Origin of the sequence: Aeromonas sp. QDB62, assembly GCF_027705695.1 — a bacterium.
Classification (GTDB): Bacteria; Pseudomonadota; Gammaproteobacteria; order Enterobacterales; family Aeromonadaceae; genus Aeromonas; species Aeromonas allosaccharophila.
This window is the reverse complement of the sequence record NZ_JAPDCD010000040.1, coordinates 18,093-40,818: the sequence shown is the minus strand read 5'-3', so window position 1 is coordinate 40,818 and position 22,726 is coordinate 18,093. Positions and strand designations below refer to the sequence as shown.

Annotated in this window: 18 protein-coding genes; 17 read left to right on the top strand and 1 reads right to left on the bottom strand. The window is 61.6% G+C overall.

Annotation, left to right across the window (positions count from 1 at the left end):
- Positions 1-40: 40 nt before the first annotated feature.
- From OKC27_RS17880 to nuoN, 16 genes are all read left to right on the top strand, one after another.
- On the top strand, positions 41-571 hold the full coding sequence (locus OKC27_RS17880; RefSeq protein WP_270693522.1) for a hypothetical protein: 531 nt from the start codon (positions 41-43) through the stop codon (positions 569-571).
- Complete coding sequence (locus tag OKC27_RS17875) at positions 559-855, top strand: hypothetical protein (protein ID WP_270806531.1); 297 nt, start codon at positions 559-561, stop codon at positions 853-855. Before OKC27_RS17880 ends, OKC27_RS17875 begins: the two co-directional genes overlap by 13 nt.
- Positions 856-868: 13 nt before the next feature.
- Positions 869-1,438, top strand: a complete 570-nt coding sequence (locus tag OKC27_RS17870) for an Lcl C-terminal domain-containing protein (protein ID WP_182937687.1) — start codon at positions 869-871, stop codon at positions 1,436-1,438.
- Positions 1,439-1,815: 377 nt separating this feature from the next.
- Positions 1,816-2,220: an NADH-quinone oxidoreductase subunit A gene (locus OKC27_RS17865; RefSeq protein ID WP_005344919.1), complete on the top strand. Its 405-nt coding sequence runs from the start codon at positions 1,816-1,818 to the stop codon at positions 2,218-2,220.
- Positions 2,221-2,249: 29 nt separating this feature from the next.
- Positions 2,250-2,924: a NuoB/complex I 20 kDa subunit family protein gene (locus OKC27_RS17860; RefSeq protein WP_005344917.1), complete on the top strand. Its 675-nt coding sequence runs from the start codon at positions 2,250-2,252 to the stop codon at positions 2,922-2,924.
- 2 nt (positions 2,925-2,926) lie between these two features.
- Positions 2,927-4,732, top strand: coding sequence for an NADH-quinone oxidoreductase subunit C/D (gene nuoC, locus OKC27_RS17855; RefSeq protein ID WP_270806530.1), 1,806 nt, complete (start codon positions 2,927-2,929; stop codon positions 4,730-4,732).
- Between the two features lie 80 nt (positions 4,733-4,812).
- On the top strand, positions 4,813-5,355 hold the full coding sequence (gene nuoE / locus OKC27_RS17850; RefSeq protein ID WP_163129866.1) for an NADH-quinone oxidoreductase subunit NuoE: 543 nt from the start codon (positions 4,813-4,815) through the stop codon (positions 5,353-5,355).
- Positions 5,352-6,737: an NADH-quinone oxidoreductase subunit NuoF gene (gene nuoF / locus OKC27_RS17845; RefSeq protein WP_182937690.1), complete on the top strand. Its 1,386-nt coding sequence runs from the start codon at positions 5,352-5,354 to the stop codon at positions 6,735-6,737. Before nuoE ends, nuoF begins: the two co-directional genes overlap by 4 nt.
- Positions 6,738-6,778: 41 nt before the next feature.
- Positions 6,779-9,535, top strand: a complete 2,757-nt coding sequence (gene nuoG / locus OKC27_RS17840; RefSeq protein WP_182937691.1) for an NADH-quinone oxidoreductase subunit NuoG — start codon at positions 6,779-6,781, stop codon at positions 9,533-9,535.
- Positions 9,532-10,500, top strand: a complete 969-nt coding sequence (gene nuoH / locus OKC27_RS17835; RefSeq protein ID WP_005337244.1) for an NADH-quinone oxidoreductase subunit NuoH — start codon at positions 9,532-9,534, stop codon at positions 10,498-10,500. The genes nuoG and nuoH overlap by 4 nt, the downstream gene beginning before the upstream one ends.
- Positions 10,501-10,510: 10 nt before the next feature.
- Positions 10,511-11,053, top strand: coding sequence for an NADH-quinone oxidoreductase subunit NuoI (nuoI, locus tag OKC27_RS17830; RefSeq protein ID WP_182937692.1), 543 nt, complete (start codon positions 10,511-10,513; stop codon positions 11,051-11,053).
- A 10-nt stretch (positions 11,054-11,063) separates the two neighbouring features.
- Positions 11,064-11,615, top strand: coding sequence for an NADH-quinone oxidoreductase subunit J (nuoJ, locus tag OKC27_RS17825; protein ID WP_111808375.1), 552 nt, complete (start codon positions 11,064-11,066; stop codon positions 11,613-11,615).
- Positions 11,612-11,920: an NADH-quinone oxidoreductase subunit NuoK gene (gene nuoK, locus OKC27_RS17820; protein WP_005337247.1), complete on the top strand. Its 309-nt coding sequence runs from the start codon at positions 11,612-11,614 to the stop codon at positions 11,918-11,920. Before nuoJ ends, nuoK begins: the two co-directional genes overlap by 4 nt.
- The gene (gene nuoL / locus OKC27_RS17815; protein ID WP_182937693.1) at positions 11,917-13,764 is read left to right on the top strand and encodes an NADH-quinone oxidoreductase subunit L; all 1,848 of its coding nucleotides are present in this window, start codon (positions 11,917-11,919) and stop codon (positions 13,762-13,764) included. Before nuoK ends, nuoL begins: the two co-directional genes overlap by 4 nt.
- Positions 13,765-13,862: 98 nt before the next feature.
- Complete coding sequence (gene nuoM, locus OKC27_RS17810) at positions 13,863-15,407, top strand: NADH-quinone oxidoreductase subunit M (protein WP_182937694.1); 1,545 nt, start codon at positions 13,863-13,865, stop codon at positions 15,405-15,407.
- Entirely contained in the window at positions 15,404-16,867 is a 1,464-nt protein-coding gene (gene nuoN / locus OKC27_RS17805; RefSeq protein WP_139408725.1) for an NADH-quinone oxidoreductase subunit NuoN, read from the top strand. Before nuoM ends, nuoN begins: the two co-directional genes overlap by 4 nt.
- 242 nt (positions 16,868-17,109) lie before the next feature.
- On the opposite strand, the gene purL is transcribed toward nuoN, so the two are convergent.
- A complete protein-coding gene (gene purL / locus OKC27_RS17800) occupies positions 17,110-21,039 on the bottom strand; it encodes a phosphoribosylformylglycinamidine synthase (protein ID WP_182937695.1) in 3,930 nt (1,309 codons plus the stop codon).
- Positions 21,040-21,188: 149 nt separating this feature from the next.
- Here purL and mltF point away from each other — a divergent pair, with 149 nt between their 5' ends.
- The gene (mltF, locus tag OKC27_RS17795) at positions 21,189-22,673 is read left to right on the top strand and encodes a membrane-bound lytic murein transglycosylase MltF (protein WP_182937696.1); all 1,485 of its coding nucleotides are present in this window, start codon (positions 21,189-21,191) and stop codon (positions 22,671-22,673) included.
- Positions 22,674-22,726: the final 53 nt, after the last annotated feature.

Genomic DNA, 22,726 nt, shown 5'->3' with positions numbered 1-22,726 from the left:
ACCGCCCCCGTGAACCTGTGACCGAATCAAGGAATGTGAAGTGAAACCATCCGTACTGGTTATTGCCACCCTCTCAGCCCTGCTCAGCGCCTGTGGCGGCGGGGAAGATAACGCACCACTGGCGATCCCGGACTACCGGGTCGATGTCGCCCTGCCGACCGCCGGTACCCTGTGTGCCGATCTGGATCAGAACTGGCAGTGTGATCCCGCCGATCCTGCCGTCAGCGGCGAAGGAGCGGTGGCCCTTGTCAGCCGCTCGGCCAACATCGTCAACTCGCCCCTGCTGTTCGTACCGCGGGGCGGAGGGCTGCTGCTGGCACATCCGGCCGCCAAAGGGGAGCCACAACGGCTACAACCGACCCTGCTCAGCACCCTGTGGCAGAGCCGCATTGCCGAAGGGGTGGCCGCCGAGCGCGCACTGACGCAGCTGTTGGCCGATCTCGCCCCGCTGCAACCGGGCAGCGACCGCGCGGCCCTCGCGGGTCTCGGCCAGTTTGATCAGGCGCTGCAGCAGGTGGCGAGCAGCGCTGCGGCATCAGCCAGTGGCGGCTGCCCACCATGGGCGAGCTGATGTCACTGATGCACTACGGCAGCCTGGCCAAGGATCCGCTGGGTCAGCGCATCATCGTGGACACCCGTTACTTCCCTGATATCGCCCCCTCGGAGGATGGCTTCTTCCATGGCTACTTCTGGAGCGCCACCAGCAACACCGCCCAGCGCTTCTCCGGTGGCCCCATCAGCAAACGCACGGCCCTGCTCCTGGGAGACGATGCGGGCACCACCTATCCCGCGCTGGTGCAGCAAGATACCTATATCGAACTGATGCAGGTACGACTGGTCGCCACTCCCCAATAATCCGAGGAATATCATGAGTCTTTATCGTTTTTCATTCGCCATGCTGGCACTGCTGGCCCCCCTGGCCCACGGTGCTGCCATTTGTGATGACACCATGGATCGCACCGCCCCCTCTGCCCGTTTTCTTGACCATGGCAACGGCACCGTCACCGATCAACACACCGGCCTCACCTGGATGCGCTGCAAACTGGGGCAAACATGGAATGGCAGCAGTTGCCTGGGGGAACCGACCGTTTACTACTGGCAGCAGGGGCTGCAAGTGGCGGAGCGGATCCGCAGTGACAGCAGCCATGCACTCTATCACTTCGGCGGTGTCAGCCAGTGGCGCCTGCCCGACATCAAGGAGCTGGCGACCCTGGTCGAGCATGCCTGCTACAAACCCTCCCTCAATGAAGCCATTTTCCCGCGCGCCATGGCGGGGGGCGGTAAAGAGGTCAATGAGGGCTATGTCTATCTGATGAGCAGCACGGTGACCTCCGGCAATGGTCAGCGGGCGTATCTGGATATCACCTCGGGAGATATCGGTCTTCGCGTCGTTGGCGCCTACCCGGATCAGGTCTTGCTGGTCGCCAATAAACCCTGACCGCCCCACGCTCGAAACCGGAACGTGATGACAAGAGAGGCTTGCGAGCCTCTCTTTTTATTGCTTTTTGATCGTGCCCGTCTCACCCGACCCCACTTTTCTCACCCCGGCTTTCCCTACCCGTAATACCGATCAGACCTTGCTTCACTCTCGGCATTTACCCCTTTCAGGTGATGGCAAGGAGCAGGGTTCTGCACTTTCCAAGCCTTTCCCGCCCGCCATAACCAACAAAAAAGTGCGCTTCTTAACAAAATTTAATTACCAGTTAACCGATTAATAATTAACCCATAAAAATGACATGTAAATCAGTACGAAAGTGTCATAATGCGTAACATTATTGTTAAGTCACTTGATTAAATTGGTTAGGAAAAACCTCTATGTTTGCTGATATTTCTGCTCAACATTGGGCTTTTGCCATTTATGTCATCGGTGCCATCACCATCTGTCTGGTGATGATAGGTCTCGCCGCCCTGTTGGGGGGCCGTGCCTACGGCCGTACCAAGAACAAACCATTCGAATCTGGTGTCGACTCGGTCGGCAGTGCCCGTCTGCGTTTTTCCGCCAAGTTCTATCTGGTCGCTATGTTCTTCGTCATCTTCGACGTCGAGGCGCTCTACCTGTTTGCTTGGTCCGTTTCCGTGCGCGAAAGCGGCTGGGTCGGCTTTATTGAAGCCACCATTTTCATCGGACTGCTGCTTATCGGCCTGATCTACCTCTGGCGCATCGGCGCACTGGACTGGTCACCGCGCAAACCGCAGCTGAACAACAAAAACAGTGATTGAACCACAGACCCTTTCCTTGAGGTTGCACCATGAAGTACACCCTGACCCGGATTGACCCGGATGCACCCGTTGAGCGCTACCCCCAGGAGCAGCGCCAGACCGTCGATGACCCACTGGCGCAAGAAGCGACGCGCGGCATCATGATGGGCCGTCTCGAGGAGGTGCTGCAAGACACAGTCAACTGGGGCCGCAAAAACTCCCTCTGGCCTTACAACTTCGGCATCTCCTGCTGCTACGTAGAGATGTGTACCGCCTTCACCTCCCCCCACGATGTGGCCCGCTTCGGCGCCGAAGTGATCCGCGCCTCGCCGCGTCAGGCCGATTTCATGGTGATTGCAGGGACCCCCTTCATCAAGATGGCACCGGTGATCCAGCGCCTGTATGAACAGTTGCTCGAACCCAAGTGGGTGATCTCCATGGGGGCCTGTGCCAACTCGGGCGGCATGTATGACATCTATTCCGTGGTGCAGGGCGTCGACAAATTCCTGCCGGTCGACGTCTACATTCCGGGTTGCCCGCCCCGTCCCGAAGCCTTTTTGCAAGCCCTGATGCTGCTGCAAGACTCCATCGGCAAAGAGCGCCGTCCCCTCTCCTGGGTGGTGGGCGATCAGGGGATCTATCGTCCCCAGATGCAGGCCGAAAAAGAGCGCAAGCGCGGCGAACGGATCAATGTGACCAACCTGCGCACGCCGGATGAGATCTGACCATGAAACTGACTCGTGATTTTCCCAGCAATTACGCCATGGCCCAGTGGCAGCCCAGCGACCACCTGGATGCCAAAGTCATTGGCGAACTGTTTACTCATTTCGGGGCCGAGCACTTCACCGTGCAGACCACGCGTACCGGCGTGCCGGTGGTCTGGCTCCCCCGCGAACTGCTGCAGGATGTGATGGGCTTTTTGCGCAAGGTGCCCTCCCCGTTCGTGATGCTGTTTGATCTCAGCGCCACCGACGAGCGGCTGCGCAGCCATCGCGACGACCTGCCCCAGAGCGACTTCACCGTCTTCTATCACCTCATCTCCATCGACCGTAACGCCGATGTGATGTTGAAAGTGGCGCTGGCCGAGAGTGACCTGCATCTGCCCACCATCACCAACCACTTCCCCAATGCCAACTGGTATGAACGGGAAGTGTGGGATCTGCTGGGCATCACCTTTGATGGGCACCCTCACCTGACTCGCATCATGATGCCCAAGAGTTGGCAGGGTCACCCGCTGCGCAAGGATTACCCGGCGCGCGCCACCGAATTCGATCCCTTCATGCTCGATGCCGCCAAACAGGACATGGAGCAGGAGAACCTGCTGTTCAAACCGGAAGAGTGGGGTCTGGCCCGCGGCAACGAGAACGAGGACTACATGTTCCTCAACCTCGGCCCCAACCACCCCTCTGCCCACGGCGCCTTCCGCTTGGTGTTGCAGCTCGATGGCGAGGAGATCCGCAACTGCGTGCCTGACATCGGCTATCACCATCGCGGTGCCGAAAAGATGGGCGAGCGCCAGTCCTGGCACAGCTATATCCCCTATACCGATCGGGTCGAGTATCTGGGCGGGGTGATGAACAACCTCCCCTATGTGCTGGCGGTCGAGAAGCTGGCCGGCATCAAGGTGCCGCAGCGGGTCGACATGATCCGGGTGATGATGGCGGAGCTGTTCCGCATCCAGAGTCACCTGCTGTTCTTGGGTACCTATATTCAGGACGTGGGGGCCATGACCCCGGTCTTCTTCACCTTCACCGACCGGCAGAAGATCTACACCATCATCGAAGCGATCACCGGTGCCCGCATGCACCCGGCCTGGTTCCGCATCGGCGGTGTGGCCCATGACTTGCCGAAGGGATGGCAACGACTGGTGCAGGACAACCTGCTGAGCTGGCTGCCCAAGCGGCTGATGGATTACGAAAAAGCGGCGATGCGCAACAGCATACTGCGCGGTCGTACCATAGGGGTCTCTGCCTACACCACCGAGCAGGCGTTGTCCTGGGGCACCACGGGGGCCGGATTGCGCGCCACCGGCCTCAACTTTGACGTGCGCAAGTGGCGCCCCTATTCGGGCTATGACCAGTTCGACTTTGAAGTGCCGGTCGGCAGCAATGGCGATGCCTACGACAGAGCCACCGTGCGGATCGAGGAGATCCGCCAGAGCATGTCGATCATCGAGCAGTGCATGAAGAACATGCCAGAAGGCCCCTTCAAAGCGGATCACCCGCTCACCACGCCGCCGCCAAAAGATCGCACCCTGCAAGACATCGAGACCCTGATCAACCACTTCCTGCAAGTGTCGTGGGGTCCGGTGATGCCCGCTGCCGAGTCGTTCCAGATGATTGAGGCGACCAAGGGTATCAACAGTTATTACCTGACCAGCGACGGCTCGACCATGAGCTACCGGACCCGGATCCGCACCCCGAGCTTTGCTCACCTGCAACAGATCCCCTCGGTAATCAAGGGCAGCATGGTGTCGGACCTCATCGTCTATCTGGGCAGTATCGATTTCGTTATGTCGGATGTGGACCGTTAAGTGATCCCGCCTCCCGGCCATGGTCGGGAATTGGGATCGCCGGACGAGAAGTAAAAGGACAAGCCACCAAAGGTCAAGTCATGAGCCAGCAATGTCAGTGTCACAATAATCAGACCCCACAGGGGCAAGGGGCATGCAGCAGCAAACAGGGCGACTTCGCTCTGAGCCAGGCTGAACGCGATGCCATCGAACACGAGAAACACCACTACGAAGATCCCCGCGCCGCCAGCATCGAAGCGCTCAAGATCGTGCAGCAGGCCAGAGGCTGGGTACCCGACGGCGCCATTCATGCCATCGCCGCCGAGCTCGGCATTCCCGCCAGCGACGTGGAGGGGGTCGCCACCTTCTATAGCCAGATTTTCCGCCAGCCGGTGGGGCGCCACATCATCCGCGTCTGCGACAGCATGGTCTGCTACATCAATGGCCATGAAGATCTGATGGCCGGTCTCAAGGAGGTGATGAACCTCGGCCCCGGTCAAACCACCCCGGATGGCCGCTTCACCCTGCTGCCGGTCTGCTGCCTTGGCAACTGCGACAAGGGGCCAGCCATCATGATCGATGACGACACCTATGGCGGCCTCGATCCGGTGACCTTGCTGAAAACCCTGGAGGCTTACCCATGAGCCTGCCGCAGAACAAGATTCTCGCCTCTCTTGGCACAGCCAACCGCACCCCGCGTGCGGCCGAGACCCACCCGCTCACCTGGCGACTGCGGGATGACGGCCAGCCGGTGTGGCTGGAGGAGTATCAGGCCAAACAGGGCTATGACGCGGCCCGCAAGGCGCTCGGCCAGATGAGCTCGGACGAGATCGTCAGCACCGTCAAAGATGCCGGCCTCAAGGGGCGCGGCGGCGCGGGCTTCCCCACGGGTGTGAAGTGGGGATTGATGCCCAAAGACGAGAGCATGAACATCCGTTACCTGCTCTGCAACGCCGACGAGATGGAGCCCAACACCTGGAAAGACCGGCTGCTGATGGAGCAGCTGCCCCATCTGCTGATCGAGGGGATGATCATCAGTGCCCGGGCGCTCAAAGCCTATCGCGGTTATATCTTCCTGCGTGGCGAATATGTGGATGCCGCCATCCACCTGCGCCGTGCGGTGGAAGAGGCCAAGGCCGCCGGTCTGCTGGGCAAGAACATTCTGGGCTCGGGTTTTGATTTCGAGCTGTTCGTCCACACCGGCGCCGGTCGCTACATCTGTGGCGAAGAGACGGCGCTGATCAACTCGCTGGAAGGGCGCCGCGCCAACCCGCGCGCCAAACCCCCCTTCCCTGCTGTCTCCGGTGTCTGGGGCAAACCCACCTGCGTCAACAACGTCGAAACCCTCTGCAACGTGCCCGCCATCATCGGCAACGGGGTCGCCTGGTATCACGGGCTGGCGCTGCCGGGCTCGGAAGATCACGGCACCAAGCTGATGGGCTTCTCCGGCAAGGTGAACAACCCGGGCGTCTGGGAGCTGCCCTTTGGCATCACCGCCCGCGAGCTGTTTGAAAACTACGCCGGTGGCATGAGAAGCGGCTATCGCCTGAAAGCCTGGCAACCGGGCGGCGCGGGCACCGGTTTCCTGCTGCCGGAGCACCTCGATGCCCAGATGTATACCGCCGGTATCGGCAAGGTGGGCACCCGGATGGGAACCGGACTCGCCATGGCGGTGGATGACTCCATCAGCATGGTCTCCTTACTGCGCAACATGGAGGAGTTCTTCGCCCGCGAATCGTGCGGCTGGTGCACGCCCTGCCGCGACGGCCTGCCCTGGAGCGTCAAGCTGCTGCGGGCACTGGAGCGTGGCGAAGGTCAATCCGGCGATCTGGCGACTCTGGAGCAACTCTGCGGCTTCCTTGGCCCGGGCAAGACCTTCTGCGCCCACGCGCCGGGCGCCGTCGAACCACTGGCCAGCGCCATCAAATATTTCCGCTCCGAATTCGAGGCCGGGATCAAAGGCAGCGGCGACAACCGCAAGCCGGTCAAAGGGATCCAGCCCAATCTGCTGGGCGAGCGCTGGTAACGACACCACAGATTTCACAAAACAGGTTTCAGGGAAGTTGTATGGCAACCATTTATGTAGACGGCAAAGAGTACGAGGTAGACGGAGCAGATAACCTGCTGCAAGCCTGTCTGTCGCTGGGTCTGGACGTCCCCTATTTCTGCTGGCATCCGGCGCTGGGTAGCGTTGGCGCCTGCCGCCAGTGTGCGGTGAAACAGTATCAGAATGCCGATGACAAGCGTGGCCGTCTGGTGATGTCCTGCATGACCCCGGCCACCGATGGCAGCTACATCGCCATCGAGGATGAAGAGGCCAAAGCGTTTCGCAAGAGCGTGGTGGAGTGGCTGATGACCAACCACCCCCACGACTGCCCGGTGTGTGAAGAGGGCGGCGCCTGCCACCTGCAGGACATGACGGTGATGACCGGCCACAACAGCCGTCGCTACCGTTTCACCAAACGCACCCACCAGAATCAGGAGCTGGGCCCCTTCATCGGTCACGAGATGAACCGCTGCATCGCCTGCTACCGCTGCGTCCGTTACTACAAGGATTATGCCGGTGGCGAGGATCTCGGGGTTTACGGTGCCCACGACAACGTCTATTTCGGCCGGGTCGAGGATGGCACCCTGGAGAGCGAATTTTCCGGCAACCTGGTGGAGGTCTGCCCCACCGGCGTCTTCACCGACAAGACTCACTCCGAGCGCTACAACCGTAAGTGGGACATGCAGTTTGCCCCCAGCATCTGCCAGCAATGTTCCGTGGGCTGCAACATCAGCCCGGGTGAACGTTATGGCGAACTGCGCCGCATCGAGAACCGCTTCCACGGCAGCGTCAACCACTACTTCCTCTGTGACCGTGGCCGCTTTGGCTATGGCTACGTCAATCTGGCGGACCGCCCGCGTCAGCCGCTGCTCAAAGATGGCAACGACCAGCTGACCATCACGGTCGATGGCGCCCTCAACCGCGCCGCCGATGCCCTGCGCAGTGCCCGCGGCCTCATCGGCATCGGTTCGCCCCGCGCCTCGCTCGAGAGCAACTTTGCCCTGCGCGAGCTGGTGGGTGAAGCCAACTTCTACGCTGGCGTCGAGCAGGCCGAGTGGGCCTGTCAGCTGAAGATACTGCAGATCCTGCAACAGGGCGGCGTGCCGACCCCGAGCCTGCGGGACATGGAAGAGGCCGACGCCATTCTGGTGCTCGGCGAAGATGTCACCATGAGCGCCGCCCGTATCGCGTTGGCGCTGCGTCAAGCCGTCAAGGGCAAGGCCCGCGAACTGGCCCGCAAGATGAAGGTCGATCTGTGGCAAGTTGCCGCCGTTCAAACCCTGGGGCAGAACGAGCGCTACCCGCTGCTCATTACCAGTCTCGACACCACCCGTCTTGACGATGTAGCAGCCGACAAGTTGCACGCCCCCTATGCCGATCAGGCGCGCCTTGGCTTTGCCATCGCCAACCAGCTCGACCCGAGTGCACCGGCCGTGACCGATCTCGGCCCCGAGCAGCAGGCACAAGCGGCTCGCTGGGCCGAACTGCTGGGCAACGCCAAGAAGCCGCTCATCATTGCAGGCTCCAGTGCCCGGCATGTGGCGCTGGTCGACGCGGCCAGCAACATTGCCCGCGCCCTGAAAGGCCGTGGGCTGGAAGCCAGCATCGCGCTGGTTGGCCAGGAGGCCAACTCGCTGGGTCTGGCCATGCTGGGCGCTCAAACCTTGTCAGACAAGCCGCTCGAAGCCGCCCTTGCGCGTATCGAGTCCGAAGAGGGGTTGGCGCTGGTCACCCTGGAGAACGATCTCTACCGCCGCGCACCGCGCAACCGGGTGGATGCTGCGCTGGCCCGACTGCAGCACCTGCTGGTCATCGACCATCAGGCGACCTTGACCGCCAACAAGGCTGACTTGGTGCTGCCAGCGGCCAGTTTTGCCGAAGCCGATGGCACCTTGGTCAACATGGAAGGGCGCGCCCAGCGCTTCTTCCAGGTCTATGCACCCGCCTTCTACAACGCCGACATTCAGGTGCGTGAAGGGTGGCGCTGGCTGGCAGCGCTGCAAGGGGCGCTCGAACGCAAGCCGCTGCGCTGGCAGAACTTCGATCAGATCAGCCACGCTTGCGCCAGCAGCCATCCGCTGCTGGCTACCATGCTGGAAGCGGCGCCCAACGCGGGCTTGCGGATCCGTGGCATGCGGTTGGCCCGCGAGCCGCACCGCTACAGCGGTCGCACCTCCATGCTGGCGGATCAGAACGTCAGCGAGCCACGGGTGGCGCAGGATCCCGACTCCCCCTTCAACTTCTCCATGGAAGGGTATGCCGGTGCCCGCCAGAACATGCCGCAAGTGCCCTTTGCCTGGGCGCCGGGCTGGAACTCTCCCTCCGCCTGGAACAAGTTCCAGGATGAAGTCGGTGGTCATCTGCGCGCTGGCGATCCGGGTCGCCGCTTGCTGGAAGCAACAGACCCGCAGGCAGAAGGCAAGGAGCCGCTCGGCTGGTTCGCCACCATCCCCACCCCCTTCAAGGCATCAGAGGCGCTGCAGGTGGTCAATTATGCCCAGCTGTTTGGCGGCGATGAGCTCTCCGCTCGCAGCCCGGTCATTCAGGCCCGGATGAACGAACCCGAGCTGGTGCTCAATCCCCTTGATGCTGAGCGTCTGGCCCTGCATGCCGGCAATCAGGTCTCCTTCTCCTGGGGCGGTAGCCACTGGCAACTGCGCCTGCGCCTGAGCGAACAGCTGAGCGCCGGTCTGGTGGGGCTCCCCCTTGGGGTGAACGGCCTGCCGACGGCCCTGCAACAAGCCTCAATCACTAACCTGCAGGAGGTGATCGCATGAGCGAGTCGCTAATCGATCTGTTGCTGGAGGTGGGCAAGGCACTGATCGTGCTGGTGGGGATCGTGGGGGCTGGCGCCTTCATGAGCTTCATCGAGCGCCGCCTGCTGGCCCTGTGGCAGGATCGCTACGGCCCCAACCGGGTGGGGCCGTTTGGTCTGCTCCAGCTGGCCGCCGACATGATCAAGATGTTTTTCAAGGAGGACTGGATCCCGCCGTTCGCCGATCGCCGGATCTTTATCCTGGCCCCCATCATCGCCTTCACCGCCTTTATTCTGGCGTTTGCGGTGGTGCCCATCACCCCTACCTGGGGCGTGGCGGATCTCAACGTCGGGCTGCTCTATATCCTGGCCATCGCGGGGCTGGCGGTCTATGCGGTGCTGTTCGCCGGCTGGTCGAGCAACAACAAATACTCATTGCTCGGCAGCTTGCGCGCCTCGGCTCAGACCCTCTCCTACGAGGTGTTTCTCGGGCTCTCCCTGATGGGGATAGTGATCCAGACCGGCAGCTTCAACCTGCGGGATATCGTCGAGGCACAGGCAGATTTGTGGAACGTGGTGCCCCAGATCCTGGGCTTTGTCACCTTCCTGTTTGCCGGTGTCGCCGTCACCCACCGTCACCCGTTCGATCAGCCGGAAGCCGAGCAGGAGCTCGCCGACGGCTATCACATCGAGTATGCGGGGATGAAGTGGGGTCTCTTCTTCGTGGGCGAGTATATCGGCATCGTGCTGATCTCCTCACTCATCGTGACCCTCTTCTTCGGTGGCTGGCATGGCCCCTGGTTGCCCCCCTTCATCTGGTTTGCCCTGAAGACCGCCTGTTTCATGGTGTTCTTCATCCTGCTGCGGGCCTCCCTGCCTCGCCCGCGCTTTGATCAGGTGATGTCGTTTGGCTGGAAAGTCTGCTTGCCGCTGACCCTGATCAATATGCTGGTCACCGCGGCAGTTGTACTGATAAGTACGCAGTGAGGCACTCAATATGAAAATTGTTAGCATTATTCAGGGTGTCGGCACCCAGTTACGCAGCCTGGCCATGGTCTTCTCCCATGCCTGGCGGCCCCGTGAAACCCTCAACTATCCGGAGCAGGCGGTCTATGCGGCCCCCCGCTACCGCGGTCGCATCGTGCTGACCCGCGACCCCGACGGGGACGAGCGCTGCGTGGCCTGCAACCTCTGCGCGGTTGCCTGCCCGGTCGGCTGCATCTCGCTGCAAAAATCCGAGCGGGAAGATGGCCGCTGGTACCCGGAGTTCTTTCGCATCAACTTCTCTCGCTGCATCTTCTGCGGCCTGTGTGAAGAGGCTTGCCCCACCACCGCCATCCAGCTGACGCCGGATTTCGAGATGGGTGAGTATCGCCGCCAGGATCTGGTGTACGAGAAGGAGGATCTGCTGATCAGCGGGCCCGGCAAATACCCGGACTACAACTTCTATCGCATGAGCGGGATGGCCATCAACGGCAAGCCGAAAGGGGATGCCGAAAACGAAGCCAAGCCCATCGATGTCAAGAGCCTGCTGCCCTGAGGAGTCAATCATGGAACTGGCATTTTATGCCTCGGCCCTGGTGGCCATTTACAGCACGCTGCGGGTGATCAGCACCAGCAACCCAATGCATGCGCTGCTCAATCTCATCATCTCCCTCATCGCCGTGGCCATGATCTTCTTCTGCCTGGGCGCCGCCTTTGCGGGCGCCCTGCAGGTGATCGTCTACGCTGGCGCCATCATGGTGCTGTTCGTGTTTGTGGTGATGATGCTGAACCTGGGAAGTGCCCAGGCGCAGGAGAAAAACTGGCTCACCCCCATGACCTGGGTAGGCCCTGCCCTGCTCTCGCTGATCCTGCTGGGCTTCCTGGGCCACGGCATTCTCGGGGTGACCGGTGGCCTTATCGGAGTGACCGAGGTGACCGCCAAGCAGGTCGGTGTCGAGCTCTTTGGCCCCTATGTACTGGCGGTGGAGCTCGCCTCCATCCTGCTGCTGGCGGGTCTGGTGACCGCCTATCACCTGGGTCGGGAAGACAAGAGTGGTGAAGTGCTCTCCGTCCCGCGCTCCGCATCCCGCTCTGCACAAGAAGGAGGTCAGCAATGAATGGAATCCCTATGGAGCACGGCCTCCTGCTGGCCGCGGTGCTGTTCTGCATCGGCTTGTGCGGTCTGCTGATCCGCCGCAACCTGCTCTACATCCTGATGAGTATCGAGATCATGATGAATGCCTCGGCACTGGCGTTTGTGGTGGCGGGTAGCCGCTGGGCGCAGGCCGATGGCCAGATCATGTACATATTGGTGATTTCTCTGGCGGCAGCAGAGGCCAGTATCGGCCTCGCCCTGTTACTGCTGCTCTATCGTCGTTACCACACCCTGAACGTGGACACTGTGAGCGAGATGCGCGGATGAGCCTCTTATATCTGACTTTTCTATTTCCGCTGCTGGGATGGCTGGTGCTGGCCTTCTCCCTCGGCCGGTTTGGCGAGCGTACCTCGGCACTGATCGGGGTAGGCTCCATTGGCCTGTCGGCCCTCACTACCCTGTGGGTGGGCATCGACTTTTTGGCCAACCCGCCCGAGGGGGGCGTCTATGTCCAGCGCCTGTGGCAATGGATGGCGGTGGGCAACTTTACCCCGAGCTTCTCGCTGGCACTGGATGGCCTGTCGCTGACCATGCTGGGGGTGGTGACCGGGGTGGGTTTCTTCATCCACCTGTTCGCCTCCTGGTACATGCGCGGGGAAGAGGGCTACTCCCGCTTCTTCACCTACACCAACCTCTTTATCGCCAGCATGCTGTTTCTGGTGCTGGCAGATGACCTGCTGTTTGTCTACCTCGGCTGGGAAGGGGTGGGGCTGTGCAGCTACCTGCTGATTGGCTTCTACTACAAGGATCGCAACAACGGCGCGGCAGCCCTCAAGGCATTTGTCGTGACCCGGGTGGGTGATGTCTTCCTCGCCATCGGCCTGTTTATCCTCTATCGCGAACTAGGCACCCTCAATATTCACGATCTGCTGGTGCGCGCCCCCACCCTGTTTGCCGAAGGCTCCCCTGCCCTGTCGCTGGCCTGCCTGATGCTGCTGGGTGGTGCGGTCGGCAAATCGGCCCAGTTGCCGCTGCAAACCTGGCTGGCGGATGCGATGGCAGGCCCGACCCCGGTCTCAGCGCTGATCCACGCCGCCACCATGGTGACCGCCGGTGTCTACCTGATTGCCCGTACCCACGGCCTGTTCCTGCTCGCGCCGGAGATCCTCCATCTGGTCGGGCTGGTTGGCGCCATCACGCTAGTGCTGGCCGGTTTTGCCGCGCTGGTTCAGACCGACATCAAGCGGATCCTCGCCTACTCCACCATGAGCCAGATTGGCTATATGTTTCTGGCACTCGGTGTCGGCGCATGGGAAGGGGCCATCTTCCACCTGATGACCCACGCCTTCTTCAAGGCGCTGCTGTTCCTCTCCGCCGGTGCCGTTATCGTTGCCTGCCACCATGAGCAGAACATCTTCAAGATGGGCGGGCTGCGCAAGAGTCTGCCGCTGGTCTATGCCTGCTTCCTGGTGGGGGGCTCGGCCCTGGCCGCGCTGCCGCTGGTCACCTCCGGTTTCTACAGTAAGGACGCCATCCTGTGGCAAGTAGAAGCCTCTGGCCAAAGCGCACTGCTGTGGGCCGGTCTGGTGGGGGCATTCCTCACCTCGCTCTATACCTTCCGGCTGATCTTTATCGCCTTCCATGGCAAAGAGCAGACCAAAGCCCATGCGGGCCACGGTCTGGCTCATCACCTGCCGCTGCAGGTATTGCTGGTGCTCTCTACCGGCATAGGCGCACTGATCACCCCGCCGCTGGCCGGGGTGCTGCCTGCAGGCCCGGGGGATCATATCGAAGAGGGTCGCCATGCGCTGGAGATAACTTCCGGCATCATCGCAATCGCTGGCATTGCGCTGGCCGCGTTTCTGTTCCTTGGTGAGCGCCGTCTGGCCACCTCCATTGCCAACAGCGCGCCGGGCCGTCTGCTCAGCACCCTCTGGTTCAACGCCTGGGGCTTTGACTGGCTCTATGACCAGCTGTGGGTCAAACCCTATCTGCTGGCGACCCGGCTGCTGGCCCGCGACCCGCTGGACTGGATGATGGGACTGCCTGCCTGGATTGCTCTGCGTGGCAACCAGTTGCTGGCCTGGACCGTGACCGGCAAGTTGCGCTGGTATGCTGCCTCCATGGGCATCGGCGCCGTGCTGGTGCTGGCGCTATTGCTGCTGGGGTAACGCGATGAACAACCGGACAATCATACAGCCAGGCTGTTTGCTCTCCCTGATGGAACAGGGAGCGCAATCTCATATGAACTTGAACGAGAGCTGATACCGTGACCTTACTCTGGATCTTGTTAATTCCTTTCATCGGCGGCTTGCTCTGCTGGCAGATGGAGCGTCTCGGCGGGCAGTTTGTCCGCTGGGTTGCCTTGCTCTCCATGAGCGCCAGCCTGCTGCTCTCCTGTGCCATCTGGCTCGGCAGTGACTTCTCGCTTGCCACGACGGGTCTCGACAGCGCGGGCGTCACCGGTGCCGCCTCCGCCTGGGCCGCCGAGTGGCGCCTGCCATGGATCCCCCGCTTTGGCATCTCTCTGCATCTGGCGGTGGATGGCTTGTCGCTCTTGATGGTGATCCTCACCTGCTTTATCGGGGTGCTGGCCATCCTCTGTTCGTGGAAAGAGATCGTGCAGCGCATCGGCTTCTTCCACCTCAACCTGCTCTGGATCCTGGGCGGCGTGCTCGGCGTCTTCATGGCGCTGGACCTGTTCCTCTTCTTCTTCTTCTGGGAGATGATGCTGGTCCCCATGTACTTCCTGATTGCGCTCTGGGGCCACTCGGTCACTGACGGAAAATCACGGATCAACGCCGCGACCAAGTTCTTTATCTACACCCAGGTTTCGGGCCTTGTCATGCTGGTGGCTATCATCGGGCTGGTGCTGACCCACCAGCATGCCACCGGTGTCTTCACCTTCAACTATCTGGATCTGCTCAACACCCCGATGAGCAAGGGCGTTCAGTGGCTGCTGATGCTGGGCTTCTTTATCGCCTTTGCGGTCAAGATGCCGCTGGTGCCACTGCACGGCTGGCTGCCGGATGCCCACAGTCAGGCACCGACCGCAGGCTCGGTGGATTTGGCCGGGATCTTGCTGAAAACCGCCGCCTACGGTCTGCTGCGCTTTGCCCTGCCGCTCTTCCCCGAAGCCTCTGCCGAATTTGCCCCCTACGCCATGGTGCTGGGCCTGATCGGCATCGTCTACGGGGCCATCGTGGCGTTCGGTCAGACCGACATCAAACGGCTGGTGGCCTACACCAGCATCTCCCACATGGGCTTTGTGATGATCGCCATCTACTCGGGTAGCGAGCTGGCGCTGCAAGGCGCCGTGGTACAGATGATCGCCCACGGGCTGTCTGCTGCCGGTCTCTTTATCCTCTGCGGTCAGCTCTACGAGCGGTTGCACACCCGGGATCTGCGCCAGATGGGTGGCCTGTGGGGACGCCTGCGCTATCTGCCGGGCGTGATGCTGTTCTTCTCGGTGGCGTCACTCGGCATGCCAGGCACTGGCAACTTCGTCGGCGAGTTCCTGATCCTGGTCGGCAGCTTCCAGGTGGCCCCGGTGATCACGGCGGTCGCCACCTTCGGTCTGGTGCTGGCCTCGGTCTACTCCCTCATCATGCTGCAGCGCGCCTGCTTTGGCCCCGCCAAGGATGAGAGCGTGCTCAAGGGACTGGATCGCCGCGAGCTGACCATGATGATGGTGATCGCCGGTCTCCTGGTACTGCTTGGCCTCTATCCCCAACCCGTGATTGATACCGCCAGCAGCAGCCTTATCAACGTGCTGCACTGGTATCTGCTGCCAACTGCTGGAGCCCTGCAATGACTTTCTCCGCTTCCCAACTGCTGGCACTGCTTCCCCTGCTGTTGACCACCGGGGCCATGGCGGCCCTGATGCTGGCCATCGCCTGGCGCCGCTGTGTCACCACCGCCTTTACCGTGACCATTGTTGGCCTCAATCTGGCGCTGTTCTCGCTGCCCATCGTGATGGCGCAGGGTGATCAAGGGGTCACCCCGCTGCTGCAAGTCGACAGTTACGCCGTCTTCTACATGGGACTGGTACTGATCGGCGCTCTGGCCACCTGTACCTTCGGCCAGTCATGGTTGAAAGCCTACCCGGACAACCGGGAAGAGTTCTTCCTACTACTGCTGATCGCCACCGCCGGTGGTCTGGTGCTGGCCTGCTCCCGCCATCTCGCCTCCCTGTTTATCGGGATCGAGATGCTGACCCTGCCGATGTTCGGTCTGGTGGGCTACGCCTACCGCGAGCGCCACTCGCTGGAAGCGGCGGTGAAATACATGGTGCTCTCTGCCGCCGCCACCGCCTTCCTGCTGTTTGGCATGGCGCTGCTCTATGCACAGGCAGGCAGCCTGAGCTTTGCCGCCCTAGGGCAGACCCTGGCCGAGAGCCCGGCTCACCATCCGCTGCTGATGGGCGGTTTGGGGCTAATGCTGGTCGGCTTTGCCTTCAAATTGTCGCTCGCCCCCTTCCACCTCTGGACACCGGATGTCTATGAAGGTGCGCCGGCTCCGGTCGCCACCTTCCTCGCGACCGTCAGCAAGGTGGCGGTCTTTGCCGTGCTGCTGCGCTTCTATCTGGCGGTACCGGCGGCGAGCGATCCCATGATCCACTGGCTGCTGGCGGCCATGGCGGTCATCTCCATCCTGGTCGGCAACCTGCTGGCACTGGTGCAGACCAACGTCAAACGGATGCTGGGTTACTCTTCCATCTCCCACTTCGGTTACCTGCTGGCGGTGATCGTGGCGAGCCGCATCGGCCAGATGCCGGTGGAAGCGGCCGGGGTCTACCTGCTGATGTATCTGTTCACCAGCCTGGGTGCCTTTGGCGTGGTGAGCATGATGTCGAGCCCCTATCGCGGCAAGGATGCAGACTCCCTGCACAGCTATCGCGGCCTGTTCTGGAAGCGCCCATACCTCACTGCCGTGCTGACGGTGATGATGCTCTCCTTGGCGGGTATCCCGATGACCCTCGGCTTTATCGGCAAGTTCTACCTCATCGGCGTCACCGTCGAGGCGCAGCTCTGGTGGCTCTCCGGTGCCATCGTGCTCGGCAGCGCGCTGGGTCTCTACTACTACCTCAAGGTGATGGTGACCCTCTATCTGCGCGAACCGGGCATGCAGCAGCGCGATGCCAGCGCCGACTGGGCACTCTCCTCCGGTGGTGTGGTAGTGCTGCTCTCTGCCGCTCTGGTGGTGTTGCTGGGGCTCTATCCCCAGCCGGTCATCAGCCTGGTACAAGGGTTCCAGCACGTGGTATTGCAATAACCTCCGTCGTTACCCCTCATCATTACCCGTCAAAACCGGCAGCCAAGGCTGCCGTTTTTTTTATCGACCCCTTCCCCTTAAACCATTTGCAGGGCTTGAATCGATTCTCCCCTCATCAACGTACTGGGCGACGAAGCCATTGGTTGACTTGGCACCTTGCCTGCCTGACCCACTCAGTTGAACCATAAAAAAACCGGCCAAATTTGGCCGGTTTCTGTTGTTACGCGCTAGCGTCGTCTCTATTAACCCAGACGGACCCGGGCGTTGCGGAACATCCGCATCCAGGCGCCATCTTCGCCCCAGTTGTCGGGGTGCCAGGAGTTGGCCACGGTACGGAACACCCGCTCCGGGTGCGGCATCATGATGGTGGCGCGACCATCGATGGTGGTCACGGCGGTGATACCATCCGGCGAGCCGTTCGGGTTGGCCGGGTATTGCTCGGTCACGCTGCCACGGTTGTCCACGAAACGCAGCCCCACCAGACCGCTGGCTTGCAGCGCGCTCAGGTGAGCGGCATCGCGCACCTCGACACGCCCTTCCCCATGGGAAACGGCAATCGGCATCACGGAGCCTGCCATGCCGGCAAAGAAGGCGGACGGAGAGTCTTGCACCTCTACCAGACTGAAGCGTGCCTCGAAGCGCTCGGAGCGGTTGCGCACAAAGCGCGGCCACAGATCGGCACCCGGGATGAGGTCTCGCAAGTTGGACATCATCTGACAACCGTTGCAGACACCCAGAGAGAGGGTATCGCCACGCTCGAAGAAGCGCTGGAACTGTTCGCGGGCGTTGTCGTTGAACAGGATGGACTTGGCCCAGCCTTCACCGGCACCCAGCACGTCACCGTAGGAGAAGCCGCCACAGGCCACCAGGGTCTGGAACTCCTCCAGCTTGATACGACCGGAGAGAATGTCGCTCATGTGCACGTCCACCGCCGCGAAACCGGCACGGTCGAACGCCGCCGCCATCTCCACGTGGGAGTTGACTCCCTGCTCGCGCAGCACCGCCAGACGGGGGGAGACACCACGGGCGATATAGGGGGCAGCCACATCCTCGGACGGGTTGTAAGTCAGCTTGGCATGCAGACCCGGATCGGTGGCGTCCTGACGGGCCGCGTGCTCACTGTCGGCGCACGCCGGGTTGTCACGCAGACGCTGCATCTGCCAGCTGGTTTCGCCCCAGATGGTGCGCAGCGCAGTGCGGTTGGCGCGATAGACCTCCTGACCGGCGCGCTGCAGGGTGATGAGATCCCCTTCGCGCACAGTGCCGAGCACATGAGAGCAGGCCGCCAGGCCGTGACCGGCCAGCAGGGTCATCACCGCCTCTTTATCTTCACGGCGCACCTGAATGACGGCGCCCAACTCTTCGTTGAACAGCGCCGGCAGCAGATCGCCACCGATGCGATCGAGCTGGATGTCGAGGCCGCAATGACCAGCAAACGCCATCTCGGTCAGGGTGACGAACAGGCCGCCGTCAGAGCGGTCGTGGTAGGCGATCAGTTTGCGATCGGCCACCAGCGCCTGAATGGCGTTGAAGAAGCCCTTGAGCTGAACCGGATTGTCGAGATCCGGCGCCTTGTCGCCCAGCTGGCGATAGACCTGCGCCAGCGCCGAGGCGCCGAGGCGCTGCTTGCCGTTGCCAAGGTCGATGAGGATAAGGTCGGTCTCACCGAGATCGGTACGCAACTGCGGGGTGACGGTGTTGCGCACATCCTCGACCCGGGCAAACGCCGAGATGAGCAGAGAGAGCGGCGAGGTGACGCTTTGCTCCTTGCCATCCTGCTGCCAGCGGGTCTTCATGGACATGGAGTCCTTGCCCACCGGAATGGTGATGCCCAAGGCCGGGCAGAGCTCCTCGCCCACCGCCTTGACCGCCTCATAGAGACCGGCATCTTCACCCGGGTGACCGGCAGCGGCCATCCAGTTGGCGGAGAGCTTGACCCGCTTCAGTGACCCGATGTGGGTTGGCGCCAGGTTGGTGAGCGCTTCCGCCACCGCCATACGAGCAGAGGCGGCGTGGGAGAGCAGCGCGACCGGGGTGCGCTCGCCCATCGACATGGCTTCGCCGTGATAGCTGTCGTAGGTGGCGGCGGTGACGGCGCAATCGGCCACCGGGATCTGCCAGGGGCCAACCATCTGGTCGCGGTTAACCAGACCGGTCACGCTGCGATCGCCGATGGTGATAAGGAAGGATTTCTCCGCCACGGTCGGCAGGCGCAGTACCCGCTCGGCCGCGTCACTCAAAGTGATGCCATCGAGCTGGAGTGCTTTGCCTTGGGCAGGCAGGGTCACCACATCGCGGTGCATCTTGGGCGCCTTGCCGAGCAGCACATCCAGCGGCAGATCGATGGGCTGGTTGTCAAAGTGGCTGTCAGAGAGGGTGAGATGCTTCTCTTCGGTCGCGGTGCCGATCACGGCGTAAGGCGCTCGCTCACGCTCGCACAGCGCCTTGAACAGCGGCAGCTTGTCCTGCGCTACCGCCAGCACATAACGCTCCTGGGATTCGTTGCACCAGATCTCCAGCGGGCTCATGCCCGGCTCGTCGCTCTGGATGGCGCGCAAATCGAAGCGACCGCCGCGCTCGCCGTCGTTGACCAGCTCCGGCATGGCATTGGAGAGACCACCCGCCCCCACATCATGGATAAAGACGATGGGGTTGTCGTCACCCAGCTGCCAGCAGCGATCGATCACCTCCTGACAACGGCGCTCCATCTCGGGGTTGTCGCGCTGCACCGAGGCAAAATCGAGATCTTCGGCCGACTGGCCGGAGGCCATGGATGAAGCCGCGCCGCCGCCCAGACCGATGTTCATCGCCGGGCCACCCAGCACGATCAGCGCAGCGCCGACCGGGATCTCCCCTTTCTGGACATGTTCGGTGCGGATGTTGCCGATGCCGCCCGCCAGCATGATGGGCTTGTGATAACCACGCACCTCGATGCCGTTGTGGCTCGGCACCTCCTCTTCGAAGGTACGGAAGTAACCGAGAATGGCCGGACGGCCGAATTCGTTGTTGAACGCGGCGCCGCCGAGCGGCCCCTCCTGCATGATGTCAAAGGCACTGACGATGCGGCTCGGCTTGCCGAAATCCTGCTCCCAGGGCTGCTCGAAGCCGGGGATCCGCAGGTTGGATACGGAGAAACCGACCAGACCCGCCTTGGGCTTGGCACCGCGACCGGTGGCACCCTCGTCACGGATTTCGCCGCCGGAGCCGGTGGCCGCCCCCGGGAACGGAGAGATGGCGGTCGGGTGGTTGTGGGTCTCCACCTTCATCAGGATGTCGACCTGCTCCTGATGATACTGGTACTCGCCGTTGGCCGGGCTCGGGAAGAAGCGGCCACCCTGGCTCCCTTCCATCACAGCGGCGTTGTCTTTATAGGCAGAGAGGACATAATCCGGCGTCTGCTCGAAGGTGTTCTTGATCATCTTGAACAGCGACTTGGGCTGCTGTTCGCCATCGATGGTCCAGTCGGCATTGAAGATCTTGTGACGGCAGTGCTCGGAGTTCGCTTGGGCGAACATATAGAGCTCGATGTCGTTGGGGTTACGACCCAACTTAGTGAAGTTCTCCACCAGATAGTCAATTTCGTCATCGGCCAGCGCCAGACCCAGCGCCACGTTGGCCTCGGCCAGCGCGGCACGGCCACCGCCCAGTACATCGACCTGGGTGAAGGGGCGCGGCTCGTGGTGAGCAAACAGGGCGCTCGCCGCGTCCATGTCGGCAAACACCACTTCCATCATCCGATCATGCAGCACGGCGGCAATGGCGCTGCGCTGGGCGGCACTCAATTCACCCTTCATCGTCAGGTAATAAGCAATACCACGCTCCAGCCGCTTGACCTGTTTCAGGCCGCAGTTGTGGGCAATGTCGGTTGCTTTGGAAGACCAGGGGGAGATAGTGCCGGGGCGGGGGGTAACAAGAAACAGCTGACCGCTGGGGGTGTGTTCGGGGATGGTCGGGCCGTAGCGCAAGAGCTGGCCCAAGGTCGCTCGCTCGGGGGGAGAGAGGGGGCTTGTCAGCTCGGCAAAGTGCACATACTCGGCATAGACATCCTCTATCTCTACTCCGCTCTCTACTCCACTCTCCGTACCACTCTCATTTCTCATCTGTGCGAAGCGTTGCAGCAGTTTTTGGACACGAAAATCAGACAGTGCTGGGGCACCACGCAAGATATCCATATGACCTTTCTCACCAAGTTTTAAAGTGGGGGGGAATTGAGACGCGCGTATTATAGGGATCTGGCTCACGCCGGACAAACGTTTTTCTCACTTCGTGCAGTGTGACTCTGCGCACACTCTCTGGTATAAAGGTGCCTCTTTTTTGACAAATGCCGATTTTTTCAACAAAGGTACTCACCTACTTGCGCTGCATTTTTCGACTGTTTATCGGGCTGTTGTTGACGCTGACTCTGGTTGGCTGCGACTTCTATAGCCCCTCCAGCCAGCTGGAGCAGATCCGCCAGCGAGGCGAGATCCGGGTTGGCACCATCTATGGTCCCACCTCTTATTACCAGCGTGATGACCTCGCCCAGGGGTTCGATTACGAGCTGGCGCAAAACTATGCCGACTGGTTGGGGGTGAAACTCACCATCATTCCGGTCGACACCACTGACGAACTGGTCGCCCTGCTGAAAAAGGGCAAACTCGATCTGGCCGCCGCCGCCATCATGGTCACCCCCGAGCGGCGCGAGCTGTTTCGCTTTGGCCCTGGCTTCTATCAGGTCTCCCCCAAGCTGGTCTACCGCAACGGCAAACCCAAGCCGGCTTCGTTGAACGACATCAAGGGCAAACTGGTCGTCGCCGCAGGCTCCACCGGGGAAGATCTGCTCAAAGAGATGAGCAAGGAGAATCCGGGACTGACGTGGAGCACCAGCCACAATGCCGATGTGGAGGAGCTGCTCAAGCAGGTGGTGGATGGCAAGATTGACTACACGGTGGTGCAGGATACCGTGCTGGCCCGTACCCAGCGCTACTACCCGGAGCTCACCGAGGGGCTGACCCTGGCCCAGAAGCAGACCGTCGCCTGGGCCATGAGCAAGCTGCCCGATGACAGCCTCTATGCCAGCGTGATCGACTTCTTCGGCCAGCGCTTCATGGATGGGGCCATCGCCAAGCTGGACGAGAAGTACTTCGGCCACGTGCAGAACTTCGACTTTGTCGATACCCGCACCTTCCTCAAGCGCGCCAAGAGCCTGCTGCCCAAGTACCAGCCGCTGTTCCAGACTCACGCCAAGAATATCGACTGGCGCCTGCTCGCCGCCATCAGCTATCAGGAGTCCCACTGGGACCCGCAGGCCCGCTCCTACACCGGCGTGCGCGGCATGATGATGCTGACCGAGCCCACCGCCAAGGCGATGGGGGTCAACGACCGGCTCCATCCGGAAGAGAGCATCAAGGGGGGTTCCCTCTATCTGCAACAGATGATGGAGAAGGTGCCGGACTCGGTGCCCGATGACGAGAAGGTGTGGTTTGCCCTCACCGCCTACAACATCGGTTACGGCCACATGATGGATGCCCGCCGCCTGGCCAAGGATCTTGGCAAGAATCCCGACGCCTGGAGCGACGTGAAAGAGGTGCTGCCGCTGCTGCAACAGGCGCGCTGGCATCGCAAGGTGCGTTACGGCTATGCCCGTGGCAGCGAGGCGCGCAACTATGTCAACAACGTGCGCCAGTACTACCAGAGCCTGCTGTGGCTCGACAACGAGCAGCAGAAGGCACACCAGCGGGAGAGTCTCGACAACGACAGCGAGCCGGAGCTGGCCGAGCGCCCCACCATCATCGCCGAGGTGGTCAATCAGATCACCTTGCGCTAACCAGCCATTATTCGGCTGTTGTCACGCAAATTTCTCTGTTACCATCGATTCAC

Bases quoted from the DNA above. Each gene is read 5' to 3' on its own strand.
- nuoN (WP_139408725.1), top strand. From the start codon at position 15,404: ATGACTTTCTCCGCTTCCCAACTGCTGGCACTGCTTCCCCTGCTGTTG.
- nuoG (WP_182937691.1), top strand. From the start codon at position 6,779: ATGGCAACCATTTATGTAGACGGCAAAGAGTACGAGGTAGACGGAGCA.
- nuoL (WP_182937693.1), top strand. From the start codon at position 11,917: ATGAGCCTCTTATATCTGACTTTTCTATTTCCGCTGCTGGGATGGCTG.
- OKC27_RS17870 (WP_182937687.1), top strand. From the start codon at position 869: ATGAGTCTTTATCGTTTTTCATTCGCCATGCTGGCACTGCTGGCCCCC.
- nuoE (WP_163129866.1), top strand. From the start codon at position 4,813: ATGAGCCAGCAATGTCAGTGTCACAATAATCAGACCCCACAGGGGCAA.
- nuoH (WP_005337244.1), top strand. From the start codon at position 9,532: ATGAGCGAGTCGCTAATCGATCTGTTGCTGGAGGTGGGCAAGGCACTG.
- OKC27_RS17875 (WP_270806531.1), top strand. From the start codon at position 559: ATGGGCGAGCTGATGTCACTGATGCACTACGGCAGCCTGGCCAAGGAT.
- nuoF (WP_182937690.1), top strand. From the start codon at position 5,352: ATGAGCCTGCCGCAGAACAAGATTCTCGCCTCTCTTGGCACAGCCAAC.
- nuoI (WP_182937692.1), top strand. From the start codon at position 10,511: ATGAAAATTGTTAGCATTATTCAGGGTGTCGGCACCCAGTTACGCAGC.
- OKC27_RS17860 (WP_005344917.1), top strand. From the start codon at position 2,250: ATGAAGTACACCCTGACCCGGATTGACCCGGATGCACCCGTTGAGCGC.
- nuoK (WP_005337247.1), top strand. From the start codon at position 11,612: ATGAATGGAATCCCTATGGAGCACGGCCTCCTGCTGGCCGCGGTGCTG.
- nuoC (WP_270806530.1), top strand. From the start codon at position 2,927: ATGAAACTGACTCGTGATTTTCCCAGCAATTACGCCATGGCCCAGTGG.
- OKC27_RS17865 (WP_005344919.1), top strand. From the start codon at position 1,816: ATGTTTGCTGATATTTCTGCTCAACATTGGGCTTTTGCCATTTATGTC.
- purL (WP_182937695.1), bottom strand. From the start codon at position 21,039: ATGGATATCTTGCGTGGTGCCCCAGCACTGTCTGATTTTCGTGTCCAA.
- nuoJ (WP_111808375.1), top strand. From the start codon at position 11,064: ATGGAACTGGCATTTTATGCCTCGGCCCTGGTGGCCATTTACAGCACG.
- mltF (WP_182937696.1), top strand. From the start codon at position 21,189: ATGCCGATTTTTTCAACAAAGGTACTCACCTACTTGCGCTGCATTTTT.